This window comes from Streptomyces sp. NPDC102360 (assembly GCF_044766085.1).
Taxonomy (GTDB): Bacteria; Actinomycetota; Actinomycetes; order Streptomycetales; family Streptomycetaceae; genus Streptomyces.
In genome coordinates this window covers 535,633-549,919 of record NZ_JBIWLG010000003.1, presented here as the reverse complement: position 1 = coordinate 549,919, position 14,287 = coordinate 535,633, and the positions used below count along the sequence as shown (strand labels likewise).

Genomic DNA, 14,287 nt, shown 5'->3' with positions numbered 1-14,287 from the left:
GTAACCAATTCCAGCCCCGCCGGCGTTTGAGGCGCGGGGTCCGGGGCAGAGCCCCGCGTCCGCAACCACGGCCACCCGGTCACCTCACCCGCAACGCCACCGCGAGAAGCGCCGCATCCACCGGCCTCCGCACATCCCGCCCGGTCAACTCGTAAAACCGATGGAACCGATGCTGCACCGTGTTCCGGTGGCAGTACAACGCCTCGGCCGTGTCCGCGATGGACCCCGACCCCGCCAAATGGACCCGCACGGTGTGCAGCAGCCGGTCCGCCTCGCCACGCGTGACACCGGGCCCGTGCAACGCGCCCAGCACATCCGCGGCCAGGTCACGCCCGAAGTCCCCCGCACGATGGGCGAGGACATCCAGCCAGCTGTCCTCCAGGAGCCGCGGCGAGCGGGTGTCCGCGGGCAGCACCTGCGCCGTCGCCACCGCGAGCACCGTGGCCCGCGGCACGGCGGCGAGCCCGGCCGCCTGCGGAGCCACCCCGCACGGCGAGTCCTGCAACTGGTCCAGAAGGTACGCCCGGGTGATCCGGCCGCTGAGCTGCACCACCAGGACCGCGTCCCCGCCGACCATCTGCTGCTGCACCGCCGCCCCCGCCCCGCGCAGCGCGAGGCCCGCGCGGTGCAGTCCTGGCCCGGCCGCCGCGGACGACGCCGCGCACAGGAACCGGCCGTCGTCCGCGAGCCCCAGGGCGCGGCCCGCGTCACGTACGACGGTCGGATTGCGCCCCTCGGTCTCCAGGAGCCTGGCGAACCACATGCGCCGCTCGTCCTCCTCGCGGCGCCCCATCTCCAGGACCGTGCGCTGATACGCCGTCATGATCCCGGTGACATGCCGCTCGACCGCCTCCCACACGTGGTACGCCGAGCCCGCCAGATCGGCCATGTCCTCCGGTCGTGCCCGGTTCACGAGCGCCTGCCACACCACCCGGAAGTCGAGCCGCGCCGCTTCCAGGAGTTCGTCGAGCGGGACGCCCTGCCGGGCGCGCTCCTCGCCCACCCGCCGTGAGACGTCCGCGACGTGCGGCGGCACGGGCAGCCGCGCCACCGTGCGCAGCAGCAGTTCGAAGGCCTGCCAGGCCGAATCGCGGAACTGGACGTCCGGTACCTGGGTCGCGTACGCGGTGCGTACCGGGCTCACCATCTCCAGCCATTCGCCGATCAGGTCGTCCACATTGTCCAGGCACTGCCCGGCGAGTTCCGCGATGCGCGGCGAGGTCGGGGGCAGGCCGGGGCGGCTCCGGCCTTGGGGATTGTGCATGTGACCAATTCTCGGTGGTGCGGGGGCGATGTTTCAACGTTGGTTCTGTGCCCGGTGCCGAGGATCCTGGTGCGATCCCTGGGCGAAGCGTCCGGGGCCCGCCGACCAGGAGGGCCAGCCGACCGTGCACTTGACCCCTCGCGAACAGGAACGGCTCCAGCTGTTCACCGTCGCCGAACTCGCGCGCCGCCGCCGCGCGCGCGGGCGCCGGCTCAACGCCCCCGAGGCGATCGCCCTGATCTGCGACGAGATCCTGGAGGCCGCCTGGGACGGGCTGAGCCTGGACGAGGTGATCGAGGCGGCGGAGCGGGTGCTCACCGTCGACGACGTGCTCGACGGGGTCGCCGACATCGTGACGACCGTGCAAGTGGAGGCGCTGTTCCCGAGCGGCACGTCACTGGTGGCCGTCGACCGCCCGATCGGTCCCGCGAGTCCCGAGGGGCCGGGCGCCGTGCGCACCGCCGAGGCGCCACCCGTCGAGATCAACGTGGGCCGCCCGCGTTCCACGCTCACCCTCCGCAACACCGGCGACCGCGTCGTCTACATCTCCTCGCACTACCCGCTGCACGAGGCCAACCAGGCGCTGGAACTCGACCGCGAGACCGCCCGCGGGCTGCGGCTCGACATCGCCGCCGGCACCGCCCTCGCCTTCGAACCCGGCGAGCGGCGCGAGGTCGTCGTCATCCCCGCAAGCCACAGGACTCCGGCCGACCGCAAGACCCGTACGACCGAGGAGCGCGCATGACCAGCGTCGACCGCCGCACGTACCACGCCCTGTACGGGCCCACGACCGGCGACCGGATCCGGCTCGGAGACACCTGTCTGTGGGTGGAGGTCGAGGCCGACGACGGCACCCCGGGCGACGAACTCCTCGGCGGCTGCGGCAAGACGGTCCGCGACGGACTCCTCGCCTCGCCGCGCTCCGACCGCGATTCCGCCCTCGACATGGTGGTGGCCGGTGTCGTCCTCATGGACCCGGTGCTCGGCGTGCGCAAGACCGACATCGGCATCAAGGACGGCCGGATCGTCTCCGTCGGAGGCGTCGGCAACCCGGACGTGATGGACGTCGAGTACGCCATCGACTCGCACACCTCGGTGGTGCCTGGCGAAGGGCTCATCGCCACGCCCGGCGTCGTCGACAGCCACGTCCACCTGTCCTCGCCCGAGGTCGCGCCCGCCGCGCTGTCCGCCGGAGTCACCACCCTCGTCGGGATGGGGCTCGGCGGGGTGTGGGAGATCGGCTGCAACCCGACCCACAACCTCCATACGCTGATGAGCGCCTGGCAGGACACCCCGCTCAACATCGCCTTTCTGGCCCGCGGTTCGTCCAGCTCGCGGGCGCTGCTCGACGAGATCACCCTCGCCGGGGCCGGCGGCTTCAAGATCCACGAGGACTTCGGGGCGACCCCGCGCATCATCGACACCTGCCTGGACACCGCCGAACAGGCCGACCTCCCGGTCGCGCTGCACACCGACTCCATGAACGAGTCGGGGTACTTGAGGGACACCCTCGGCGCCACCCGCGGGCGCACCGTGCACGCGTACCACGTGGAGGGCGGCGGTGGTCACCCCGACCTCCTGGAGATCCTCTCCGAGCCGAACATCCTGCCCTCGTCGACGACGCCCACCGTGCCGTACACCCCGAACACGGTCGGTGAGCTGTTCCCGATGACGATGACCGTGCACCGGCAGAACCACGCCTCCGCGAGCGATGTCGCCATCTCCAAGGGTCGGATCCGCGAGCACGCCATCGCCGCCGAGAACGCCCTGCACGACCTCGGCGCCATCTCCATCGTCAACTCCGACTCCATGGGCATGGGCCGGATCGCCGAGACCGTGCGCAGGACGTGGCAGCTCGCCCACGTCCAGGCGCTCGCGAACGGTGGCGGGGGAGTGGAACACCCCGACAACGTACGGGCGTTGCGCTACCTCGCGAAGATCACACTGAACCCGGCCATCGCGCATGGCCTCGCCCACGAGGTCGGCACCGTGCAGGCCGGGCGGATGGCCGACCTGGTGCTGTGGGACCCGAAGTGGTTCGGCAGCAAGCCGGAGTTGGTCATCAAGTCGGGGTTCGTGGCGTGGGGCAACACGGGCTCGGGGTCCGGGTCGACCCGGCTCACCCAACCCCGTTCCTACAAGCCCTACTTCGGGTCCCTGGGTGCCGCGCCCGCCAGGCTCGCCAAGGTGTTCGTCGCCGAGGCCGCGCTCAACGACCGTGCCGCGCGAGCGGCACTGCCGAAGGGGCTCACGTACGCCCCGATCCGCGACAGCCGCGGCCTGACCCGCGCCGACATGCTGCACAACACGGCGACGCCACGGGTCGTGGTGCCGCGTGAGCCCGCGCCGGTCCTCGTCGACGGGGTCGAGACTGGGACGCCGGCCGCCACCGAACTGCCGCTCGCGCAGCTGCACCACTTCGCCTGACGTCCACGGAGGCCCGCCGATGCAGCTCGATCTGCTCGTCCGCAACGCCCACATCCGCACCCTCGACCCCGAACGGCCCACCGCCTCCACGCTCGGCGTCCTGAACGGCGTCGTCGTCGGACTGGGCGAGGACGTGGCCGGACTCGGCGCGCGCAAGGTCCTCGACGCTGGCGGCGCCACCGTCGTCCCCGGTTTCAACGACGCGCACTGCCACACCGCCTGGTTCGGCCTGAACCTCACCCAGCTCGACGTCTCCACGGCCCGTTCGGTCGACGACGTGTACGCCGCCGTGGCCGCGCACGCCGAAGGACTCGCCCCGGACGCCTGGGTGCTGGGCGCCGGGCTCGACCACAACAACTGCGGGGGCCACTGGCCGCACCGCGACGCCCTCGACCGCGCGGCGGGCGGCCGGCCCGTCTGGATCAAGCACACCTCCGGCCACGCCTGCGTCGTCAACACGCCCGTGCTGCACGCGGCCGGGGCGCTGGAGGAAGGCTTTCAAGACCCGGACGGCGGCGTCGTCTCCCGTGACGAACACGGGCGCCCCGACGGCCTGTTGGAGGAGACCGCGCAGAGCCTCGCGCAGCGCCAGGTGCTGCCGTACCCGGTGGAGACCGTCGCCGACGCCGTCGACGCGGCGACCCGGCACTACCTCACCGAAGGTGTCACCAGCTTCACCGAGGCCGGGATCGGCGGCGGCTGGATCGGGCAGACACCGGTCGAGCTGGCCGCATACCAACTCGCCTGCGACACTGGCCGGTTGCACACCCGTGCCCAGCTGATGGCCGCCTCCGACGTGCTGCACCCGCTGACGGCGCACGCGGACGACGACATCACGCTCGGCCTCGACCTCGGCATGCGCACCGGCTTCGGCGACGACACGCTCTCCCTCGGCCCGGTCAAGATCTTCCTGGACGGCTCGCTGCTGGGGAGGACGGCGGCCGTCACGGAACCCTTCTGCGGGTGTCCGCACAACGAAGACAGGCCCACTGGGTACTTCCAGGGCGACGCCGGTTCCATGACCGACCTCGTCGTCGCCGCGCACCGCTCCGGCTGGACGGTGGCCGCGCACGCCATCGGCGACCGCGCCGTCGACCTGGCCCTCGACGCCTTCGCCCGCGCCCACAAGGAACGCCCGCGGCCCGGCGTCCGCCACCGCGTCGAGCACGCCGGAGTGGTCCGCCCCGAACAGCTCGCCCGCTTCGCCGAACTCGGTGTCGTCCCCGTCCCGCAGCACAACTTCCTGCACACCTTCGGCGACGCCATGGCCGCCGCGCTCGGCCCCGAGCGCACCCCGTGGTCGTACCGCATGCGCACCTTCCTCGACCTCGGGCTGCCCGTCCCCGGCAGCTCCGACCGGCCCGTGGCACCAGGTGCCCCGTTGCCCGCGATCCAGTCGATGGTCGTGCGCCTGACCGAAACAAAGGTGCCGTACGGTCCCGACGAAGGTGTGCCGGTCCTCGCCGCGCTGCGCGCCTGGACCGAGGGCTCGGCCCTCGCCACCGGTTTCGGCGGACGCAAGGGGCGGCTCGCCCCCGGGTATCTGGCCGACCTCACCGTCCTGGCCGGCGACCCCGTCCGCACGGACCCCGACCGCATCGGCGCGATCGGCGTCCTCGCCACCGTCGTGGCCGGCGACCCCGCCCACGACCCGCACCATCTCACTGGCACCCCCGCACGCCACGGTCCCCCTTCCGCTCCGGCCACCCAGGCCGCCCCTCCCCAGGAGACCCCGTGAGCACGACCGAGAAGCCCCCGCTCAAGGACATCAGAAGGCTGTTGTTCGCCGCGTTCAGCGGCACCGCCCTGGAGTGGTACGACTACTTCCTCTACGGCACCGCCGCCGCGCTCGTCTTCAACAAGCTGTTCTTCACCGACCTCAGCCCGGCGGCCGGCACCCTTGCCTCCTTCGGTACCTTCGCCGTCGGCTTCGTGGCCCGACCCATCGGCGCCGCGATCTTCGGCCACATCGGCGACCGCTACGGGCGCAAGGTGTCCCTCATCATCACCGTCGTCATGATGGGCGCCACCACCGGCTGTATCGGCCTGCTGCCCACATACGGCACCATCGGCATCTGGGCGCCGATCCTGCTCACCGTGCTCCGCTTCGTGCAGGGCATCTCCGTCGGCGGCGAGTGGTCGGGCGCGATGCTGCTCACCCTGGAGCACACCCCGAAGGAGAAGCACGGCAGTTACTCCTCGGTGCCCCAACTCGGCTCGCCAGTCGGCACGTTGATGTCCAGCGGCGCCTTCGCGCTCGTCGGCATGCTGCCCGACGACGCCTTCTACTCCTGGGGCTGGCGTCTGCCGTTCCTCGCCGCGTTCCCGCTGCTCGGCTTCGCGCTCTACATGCGCGTACGCATCGAGGAGTCCCCGGTCTTCCGCGCCATGCAGGAGGACGCCGAGCGCAACGGGCCGCCGCCCGCGCCGCTCGTCGAGGCGTTCCGCCGTACCTGGGGTCGCATGATCGTCGGCATCGGGGCCGCGCTCCTCGGCGTCGGCGGCTTCTTCCTCATGACCACGTTCATCATCAGTTATGGCACCGGCGAACTCGGCATCGACAAACAGACGATGCTCAACGCCACCGTCGTCGGCGCCGTCGTCGAGGTCGTGGTCATCATCATCGGCGGCCGCCTCGCCGACCGCATCGGCTCGTGGAAGGTGTGCGCCGTCGGCGCCGCCGTCACCATGGTGGCCGCGTTCCCCGCCTTCTGGCTCGTCGACACCAAGCAGACCCCGCTGGTGTACCTCGGCGTCGCGCTCGGCATCGGCGCGCTGTCCATCCCGTACGGACCGATCGGCGCGGTCGTCGCCTCGCTCTTCCCCGAGGAGTTCCGCTACAGCGCGGTGGCCATGTCGTACAACCTCGCCGGCGTCATCGGCGGCTTCATCCCGCTCATCGCGGCCTCGGTCACCGGCGCCGCGGGCGGCGCCTCGTGGGGCGCCGCACTGCTCCTCGTCCTCGTGGCCGCCTGCACCGTCGCCGGGTCCGTCGCGGCCGGTACGGTGCTGCGCCGGCACGGCTCCCTTCCCTCCAGTGACACCCTGAACGCAAAGGTTCCCGCATGACCGTGCAGCATCCCGCCCGCACCGGTGGTCAGGTCCTCGTCGACCAACTCCGGGCCCACGACGTCGACACCGTCTACGGTGTGCCCGGCGAGAGCTACCTCGCCGTCCTCGACGCCCTGTACGACGCGCCGGTCCGCATGGTGGTGTGCCGCCACGAGGGCGGCGCCGGGTACATGGCGGAGGCCTCCGGCAAGCTCACCGGGCGCCCCGGCGTGTGCTTCACGACGCGGGGCCCCGGCGCCACCAACGCCCTTGTCGCCCTGCACACCGCCCACCAGGACGCCACCCCGCTGGTCCTCTTCGTCGGCCTGGTGCCGCGCGATCACACCGACCGGCACGCGTTCCAGGAGCTGGACCTGCGGGGCACGTTCGGCACCAACGCCAAGCTCGTCGAGACGATCGACGACGCGGCCCGCGTCCCCGAGTACGTGGCCCGCGCCTTCGCCGTCGCGAGCAGCGGCCGGCCGGGGCCCGTCGTCGTCGGGCTGCCGGAGGACATGCTGACGGATACAGTCGAGGTGGCCGACGCCAAGCCGCTGCCGGTGCCGCAGGGCGGGGTGTCGGCCGATGAACTGGACGTACTGGAAGGCCTGTTGGCCACCGCCGAGCGACCCGTGGTGCTGCTCGGCGGCAGCCGCTGGACGGACCGGGCGCGCGCCGACGTACGCGCATGGGCCGAGGCGTGGTCGCTGCCCGTCGCCGTGGACTTCCGCTGCCAGGACCTGATGGACAACGAGGCCGATGTCTACGTGGGCAACCTCGGCTACGGGCGTGCCAAGGCGCTCGCCGAGCGGGTGCGCGAGGCGGACCTGCTGGTGAGCGTCGGCGCGGCGCCGGGGGACGTCACGACGGACGGGTACCGGTCGCTGCCCACGGTCGGCGGCGACGACGCGGGCCCGCGCCTGGTGCAGGTGCTTCCCGAGGCGCAACCGCCCGGCGTCGTCCACCGCGCCGAACTCACCCTGCTCGCCGCGCCCGAGGCGTTCGGCGCCGCGATACGCACCCCGCGCCCCGCCGCGCCCGTGCCCTGGGCGGAGCGCACCAAGCAGGCCAGGGCCGAGCACCTGGCCGCCCGTACCCCGGAGCCGGACGGCGACCCGCTCGACCTCGGCGAGGTCTTCGCTCACCTGGACAGTCGGCTCCCGGCCGACGCGATCGTCACGTTCGGCGCGGGCAACCACGCCATCTGGGCGCAGCGCTTCCTGACATACCGCGACGGCATGCGCCAACTCGGCCCGCGCAATGGCTCGATGGGCTACGGCGTCCCCGCCGCCGTGTCGGCCGCCATCGCGCACCCGGACCGGCGTGTCGTCTCCGTCGCGGGCGACGGCTGCTTCCTGATGAACGGTCAGGAACTCGCCACCGCGGTGGCCGAGGGGGCGGCTCCGCTGATCCTCGTCCTGGACAACGCCCAGTACGGCACGATCCGCGTGCACCAGGAGCGGGAGTATCCCGGCCGGGTGAGCGGGACGGCCCTCGGCAACCCGGACTTCGCCGCGTACGCCCGCGCCTTCGGCGCCCACGGCGAGACGGTCACCACGACCGAGGAGTTCGCCCCGGCCCTCGACCGTGCGCTGGCGTGCGGCCGCGCGGCGATCATCCAGCTCAAGGTGACGGAGGGGCGGCTGTCTCCCGGCGTCACCGTCACCTCGCTCCGTGAGAGGGGACGCGCCAAGGGCTGAGAGTCTGTGTCCGGGACTCAAGGGCGCAGATGGATCAGGCCCGCATCCGTGGGCCGGAATCCGCACGCCTTGAAGTAGAAGTCGTGGAGTTCGGGCTCGAAGTCGACGTGGAGCCACTCGCAGCCCGACTCCCGCGCACTGGACGCCGCGAGGCGCACGACCGCCGTGCCGATGCCGCGATGCCGGTGTGTGCCCCGGGTCTTGGTGTCGATGAGGAACGCGTGGTCGCCGCCGTCCCAGGCCACGTTCACGAAGCCGACGAGGAGCCCGTCCGTGTCGCGGGCCGTCGCCCAGCCGAGGCTGTATTTCTGGATCTTGGTCCACCAGCCGGCGATGTCATTTCCGCCATGGGACCGGACCAGGTCGACCATCTCCTCGTCGGTCACCGGGTCGCGCCATGCGCAGGTGATCGCTTCGCTCATGGGGCCTCACCCTCGCACAGGGAGTGATCCGCGACACTAACGAAACGGTTTCGTTTCATCTGGGTGGCGGGTTAGTCTGCCACCGTACGAAACCGTTTCGTTCGGCACAGCAGTGATTTCCGCACAGCAGTGATGGGGGAGCAACGCGTGAGTGGCACCGGCACCGTGCGGCGCAGACGTATGACGGCGGAGCGCGAGGCCGAGTTGTACGACGCCGTGCTCGGACTGCTGCGTGAAGTCGGCTACGACGCGGTGACCATGGACGCCGTCGCGGCCCGCACACGGTCGAGCAAGGCCACGCTCTACCGCCAGTGGGGCGGCAAGGCCGCACTCGTCGTCAAGGCGATGCGGCACCACAAGCCGGTCGACATCGCCGCCATCGACACCGGAACACTGCGCGGGGATCTCCTCACACTGGCCCGGCGTCAGGACGACTGCTCGGTCGAGGAGTCGACCGCCCTGATGCGGGGACTCGCGATGGCGATGCACAGTGATCCCGATCTGCTGCGCGCCTTCCGGGAGCTGCTGATCGAACCGGAGTTGGAGGAGCTGGACCAGGTCCTCCAGAGAGCCGTCGCCCGGGGCGAGATCCGCCAGGACAACCCGGCGATGGACTTCACGCTGCACATGATGGTCGGCGCCATGGCGACCCGCGGTGTGATCGACGAACTGCCGCCCACCCAGGAGTACCTCATCTCATACATCGACGCAGTGGTACTCCCCGCCCTCTGCGCCTGATCCCCCCCCACCACACATCACCGACTCTCCCCGTACCTGACGCCACCGCTCACCGTCGTCGGGCCGAAGTCCCCTGCCCAGCACCACATACGACCTGACCGGGAGTACGCCCTCGTGGCTCGATTCCTCTACAAAATGGGCCGATTCGCCTTCCGGCGACGGTACTTCGTCGCCCTCTTCTGGGTGGTGGTCCTCGCCGCCGTGGGTGTGGGCGCCTCCCAGGCCCCCACGGCCGCATCCTCCTCCTTCTCGATCCCGGGCACCGAGGCCCAGAAGGCCTTCGACCTGCTGGAACAACGTTTCCCCGGCGGCAGCGCCGACGGCGCCACCGCGCGCGTCGTGTTCAAGGCGCCGGACGGGGAGAAGATCACCTCGGCCGCCAACAAGAGCGCGGTGCGCGACACCGTCAAGGAACTCGGCGGTGGCTCCGAGGTCCAGAGCGCGACCGACCCCTTCACGTCCAAGTCGGTCAGCCGCGACGGCGAGATCGCCTATACGCAGGTGTCGTACAAGGTCTCCGGCATGGAGCTGGAGGAATCCTCGCGCGACGCGCTGAAGGACGCCGCGCAGGACGCCCGTGACGAAGGGCTCACCGTCGAGGTCGGCGGTGACGCGCTTCAGACCGTGCCCGAGACCGGCTCGACCGAGGTCATCGGCGTCGTGGTCGCCGCCGTCGTCCTCGTGATCACGCTGGGTTCGCTGATCGCGGCCGGACTGCCGCTCCTCACCGCGCTGTTCGGCGTCGGGATCGGTGTCTCCGCCATCACCGCGCTCGCCAAGCCGCTGGAACTGGACTCCACGACGTCGACCCTCGCGATGATGATCGGCCTCGCGGTCGGCATCGACTACGCGCTGTTCATCGTGACGCGATACCGGGCCGAACTGGCCGAGGGGCGCGAGCGCGAAGAAGCCGCCGGCCGGGCCGTCGGCACAGCCGGGTCCGCCGTCGTCTTCGCGGGACTGACCGTCGTCATCGCCCTCGTCGGCCTCGCCGTCGTGAACATCCCGATGCTGACGAAGATGGGCTTCGCGGCCGCGGGGACCGTCGTCGTGGCCGTCCTCGTCGCACTGACCCTGATCCCCGCCCTGCTCGGCATCGCCCGGCGCCGGGTGCGCCCCGCCGGGGCCAAGAGCAAGCGCAAGGAACGCAAGGCCGAGCGCACCGCGCAGGAGCAGGGCCACGTCCACGGGGAGCACGCCGAACCCAAGCCCGCCCTGGGCACCCGCTGGGCGCGCCTCGTCGTCAAGCACCCGGTCGCCGTGCTGCTGCTCGGCGTGATCGCCCTGGGCACGGCCGCCGTACCGGCGATGGACCTCGAACTCGGCCTGCCCGACGACGGTTCGCAGCCCACCGACACCACGCAGCGCAAGGCGTACGACCTGCTCTCCGAAGGCTTCGGACCCGGCTTCAACGGGCCGCTGATGGTCGTCGTCGACGCCAAGGGCAGCGACGCGCCGAAGGCGGCCGTCGCCGATGTCACCAAGACCGTCAAGGGACTCGACGACGTCGCCGTGGTTACCCCGGCGACGTTCAACAAGTCCGGTGACACCGCGATGCTCAGCGTGGTCCCGAAGTCGAAGCCGACCTCGACGGACACCGAGGACCTGGTGCACAACATCCGCGACGCGGGTGAAGGACTCAAGGCCGACTCGGGCGCCGAGCTGATGGTCACCGGCTCCACCGCGATGAACATCGACGTGTCGCAGAAGCTCAACGACGCGCTGCTGCCGTACCTGGGGCTCGTCGTCGGTCTCGCATTCCTGCTCCTGATCGTCGTCTTCCGCTCGATCCTGGTGCCGCTGAAGGCCGCGCTCGGCTTCCTGCTGTCGGTCCTCGCGGCGCTCGGCGCCGTCGTCGCCGTGTTCCAGTGGGGCTGGCTCGCCGACCTCATGGGCGTCGAGGAGACCGGGCCCGTGATGTCGATGATGCCGATCTTCATGGTGGGTGTCGTCTTCGGCCTCGCGATGGACTACGAGGTCTTCCTCGTGACGCGGATGCGCGAGGCGTACGTCCACGGGGAGAGCGCCAAGGAGGCGATCGTCACCGGTTTCCGGTACAGCGCCCGCGTGGTCACGGCGGCCGCGGTCATCATGATGGCCGTGTTCGCGGGCTTCATCGGCTCGACCGAATCCATGATCAAGATGATCGGCTTCGGACTCGCCATCGCCGTCTTCTTCGACGCGTTCATCGTGCGCATGGCGATCGTTCCGGCGGTCCTCGCGCTCATCGGACGCGGCGCCTGGTGGCTGCCCAAGTGGCTGGACCGCGCGCTGCCCAACGTCGACGTCGAGGGCGAGGGCCTGCGCGAGCTCGACGAGGCCCGCGCGGCGCGGCCCGTCGACGAGGTGCCCGAAGGCGCCGTCCCGCACCCGACCGAGCCGGAGCGCGAGCTCGTGACGGCCTCGGTCGGCGCGCAGGGAGCGGCGCAGCCGCAGAAGCACCTGGCGACGGCGTCGTCCGCGGAAGTCGGTGGGGACGCACGGTCGTTCACCCCGAACGGCAACGGCATCCTCGGAACCGTCCGCACCGGCGGCGGCGAGGTCGTGGCACGCGCCGCGATCACGCTGATCTCGACCGGCGGCCGGCAGATCAGCCGCTCCGTCACCGACTCCGGCGGCGCCTACAGCCTCGACGTACCCGGCGCGGGAACCTACGTGCTGATCGTCGCGGCCGACGGGCACCAGCCGCAGGCCTCGACGGTCACCGTGGACGGGGAACTCCTCTCCCACGACATCGTGCTCACCGGCACCGGCGGCCTCGCGGGCCTTGTGCGCGAGTCCGGCGGCCGTCCGGTGCCCGAGGCGCTGGTCGTCGTGACGGATGTCCGCGGCGAGGTCGTGGCCACCGCGCGCACCGGACTGCACGGCGACTTCGCCTGCGGCGGCCTGGTGAACGGCATGTTCACGCTCGCCGTCAACGCGCCGGGCTTCAGGCCCACGGCGCAGCAGGTGGAGACCGGCGCGCAGGGAGTGACCCGGGTCGAGCTCGTGCTCGGCGTCGGCAAGCGGGTGCAGGGAGTGGTCCGGGCCGGCACGGAGGACGGCCCGTTGGCCGACGCCCGGGTCACCCTGGTCGACGCGGCGGGCAATGTGATCGCCACGACGACGACCGGCTCGGACGGCGCGTACGCGTTCACCGACCTGGACGCGGGCGACTACTCGGTCATCGCGACGGGGTACCCGCCGGCCGCGCAGACGCTGCGGGTGGGCGACGCCGAGCCCGGTGATCTCGACATCCGGCTGGCGCACCCGGAGGCGTAACTCCCTTACGGCAGCAGTCCAGGGGCGGCGTCCACCGAAGCAGGTGGGCGCCGCCCCTACTGATGCGCGGAACAGCAGCACGGGCCCGCCGCCTCCCCGGATGTGGGAGCGTGGCGATGATCCTTTTCTCGATCTCCACGCAAGAGAGAGCACGCAACCGATGGACCTGGACACCCGCCGCAGGCGGACGGCACTGTTCCTCTTCTTCCTCATACCCGGCCTGTCGATGTCGTCGTGGGTGACGCGCACCCCCGACGTACGGGATCAACTGGGCGCGTCGACCGCGCAGATGGGGCTCATCCTCTTCGGGCTCTCGGTCGGCTCGATGATCGGCATCCTGTGCTCCGGCACGCTCGTCGCCCGGTTCGGCTCGCGGCCCGTCATGGGCGTGGCGACGGTGCTGATCACCGTCAGCATGGCGGTCATCGGACTCGGCGCGATGGCCTCGTCCGCGCCCCTCGTCACCGCGGGACTGCTCCTCTTCGGCGCCGGAATGGGCGGGGGAGAGGTGGCCATCAACATCGACGGCGCCGAGGTGGAACGGATCACCGCGCGCACCGTCCTGCCGACGCTGCACGGCTTCTTCAGCCTGGGGACGGTCGTGGGAGCGGCGGTCGGCATCCTGTGCACGGCGGTCGACTTCCCCGTGCAGTGGCACCTGATCGCCGTCGCCGTGGTCACCACCGCCATGTTCGGCTACGCGATCCGGGCCATCCCCGCCGGAGTCGGCAAGGCGTCGGGCGGTGCTCCGACGGAGGGCTCCGCGGACGGCGCGTCCAAGGCGAAAGTGTGGCGGGACCGGCAGTTGCTGCTCCTCGGCGGCATCATCCTCGCGATGGCGCTCGCCGAAGGAGCGGCGAACGACTGGCTGCCGTTGCTCATGGTCGACGGTCACGACATGGACGCCGCGCTCGGCTCCGCCGTCTACACCGGCTTCGCCGCCGCGATGACGATCGGCCGGTTCGTCGGGGGATTCTTCATCGACCGGCTCGGCCGGGGGCCCGTCGTGCGGGCCAGCGCCGTGTCGGCGACCCTCGGCATCGCCCTGGTCGTCTTCTCCGACTCCGCCGTCCTCGCCAGTGCGGCCGTGCTGTTCTGGGGGCTCGGTGCCTCGCTCGGCTTCCCCGTCGCGCTCTCGGCGGCCGGTGACTCGGGCGAGAACCCGGCGGCGCGGGTGAGCCTGGTGGCGATGCTCGGCTACGTCGCGTTCCTCGTCGGACCGCCGTGCCTCGGCTTCCTCGGGGACCACTACGGGCTGCGGACGGCCATGGTGGTCGTGCTCGCCTTCACTACGGTGGCCGTCTTCCTCGCCCCGGCGGTGGGGGCCCGCTCCCCGGCGAAGGTGGCCTCGAAGACCGATGCCGAGCGGTCGCGGCAGCACTGCGATTGACCGCGGTCGGGCCCCGCCTCTGGAGGCGGGGCCC

The 14,287-nt window shown here is 71.4% G+C and carries 10 protein-coding genes and 1 pseudogene; 9 read left to right on the top strand and 2 right to left on the bottom strand.

Annotated features, from left to right (window positions below):
* Window positions 1-79: 79 nt before the first annotated feature.
* Window positions 80-1,264: a PucR family transcriptional regulator gene (locus ACIRHA_RS16870; RefSeq protein ID WP_403845759.1), complete on the bottom strand. Its 1,185-nt coding sequence runs from the start codon at window positions 1,262-1,264 to the stop codon at window positions 80-82.
* A gap of 124 nt (window positions 1,265-1,388) precedes the next feature.
* Between ACIRHA_RS16870 and ureA the strand changes: the two genes are divergently transcribed.
* From ureA to ACIRHA_RS16845, 5 genes are read left to right on the top strand one after another with little or no spacing between them, the layout of a single operon-like run.
* Entirely contained in the window at window positions 1,389-2,009 is a 621-nt protein-coding gene (ureA, locus tag ACIRHA_RS16865) for an urease subunit gamma (protein ID WP_403845757.1), read from the top strand.
* On the top strand, window positions 2,006-3,691 hold the full coding sequence (locus tag ACIRHA_RS16860; protein WP_403845755.1) for an urease subunit alpha: 1,686 nt from the start codon (window positions 2,006-2,008) through the stop codon (window positions 3,689-3,691). Before ureA ends, ACIRHA_RS16860 begins: the two co-directional genes overlap by 4 nt.
* Before the next feature lie 19 nt (window positions 3,692-3,710).
* A complete protein-coding gene (locus tag ACIRHA_RS16855; protein WP_403845753.1) occupies window positions 3,711-5,429 on the top strand; it encodes an amidohydrolase in 1,719 nt (572 codons plus the stop codon).
* Window positions 5,426-6,760 carry an MFS transporter gene (locus ACIRHA_RS16850; protein ID WP_403845751.1) on the top strand — a complete coding sequence of 445 codons (1,335 nt, stop codon included), beginning with the start codon at window positions 5,426-5,428 and terminating at the stop codon, window positions 6,758-6,760. Before ACIRHA_RS16855 ends, ACIRHA_RS16850 begins: the two co-directional genes overlap by 4 nt.
* Window positions 6,757-8,442, top strand: a complete 1,686-nt coding sequence (locus ACIRHA_RS16845; RefSeq protein ID WP_403845748.1) for a thiamine pyrophosphate-dependent enzyme — start codon at window positions 6,757-6,759, stop codon at window positions 8,440-8,442. The genes ACIRHA_RS16850 and ACIRHA_RS16845 overlap by 4 nt, the downstream gene beginning before the upstream one ends.
* Before the next feature lie 17 nt (window positions 8,443-8,459).
* Here ACIRHA_RS16845 and ACIRHA_RS16840 read toward each other — a convergent pair whose 3' ends face one another.
* Window positions 8,460-8,864, bottom strand: a complete 405-nt coding sequence (locus ACIRHA_RS16840) for a GNAT family N-acetyltransferase (RefSeq protein WP_403845745.1) — start codon at window positions 8,862-8,864, stop codon at window positions 8,460-8,462.
* A gap of 180 nt (window positions 8,865-9,044) precedes the next feature.
* On the opposite strand from ACIRHA_RS16840, the gene ACIRHA_RS16835 reads away from it, so the two are divergent.
* From ACIRHA_RS16835 to ACIRHA_RS16820, 4 genes and pseudogenes are all read left to right on the top strand, one after another.
* Entirely contained in the window at window positions 9,045-9,602 is a 558-nt protein-coding gene (locus ACIRHA_RS16835) for a TetR/AcrR family transcriptional regulator (protein WP_403846500.1), read from the top strand.
* Between the two features lie 114 nt (window positions 9,603-9,716).
* Window positions 9,717-11,921 (top strand): annotated as a pseudogene (locus ACIRHA_RS16830) (MMPL family transporter); the annotation flags it as partial.
* A 27-nt stretch (window positions 11,922-11,948) separates the two neighbouring features.
* The gene (locus ACIRHA_RS16825) at window positions 11,949-12,863 is read left to right on the top strand and encodes a collagen binding domain-containing protein (protein ID WP_403846496.1); all 915 of its coding nucleotides are present in this window, start codon (window positions 11,949-11,951) and stop codon (window positions 12,861-12,863) included.
* 160 nt (window positions 12,864-13,023) lie between these two features.
* A complete protein-coding gene (locus ACIRHA_RS16820; protein WP_403845743.1) occupies window positions 13,024-14,253 on the top strand; it encodes an MFS transporter in 1,230 nt (409 codons plus the stop codon).
* The last annotated feature ends 34 nt before the right edge of the window (window positions 14,254-14,287 follow it).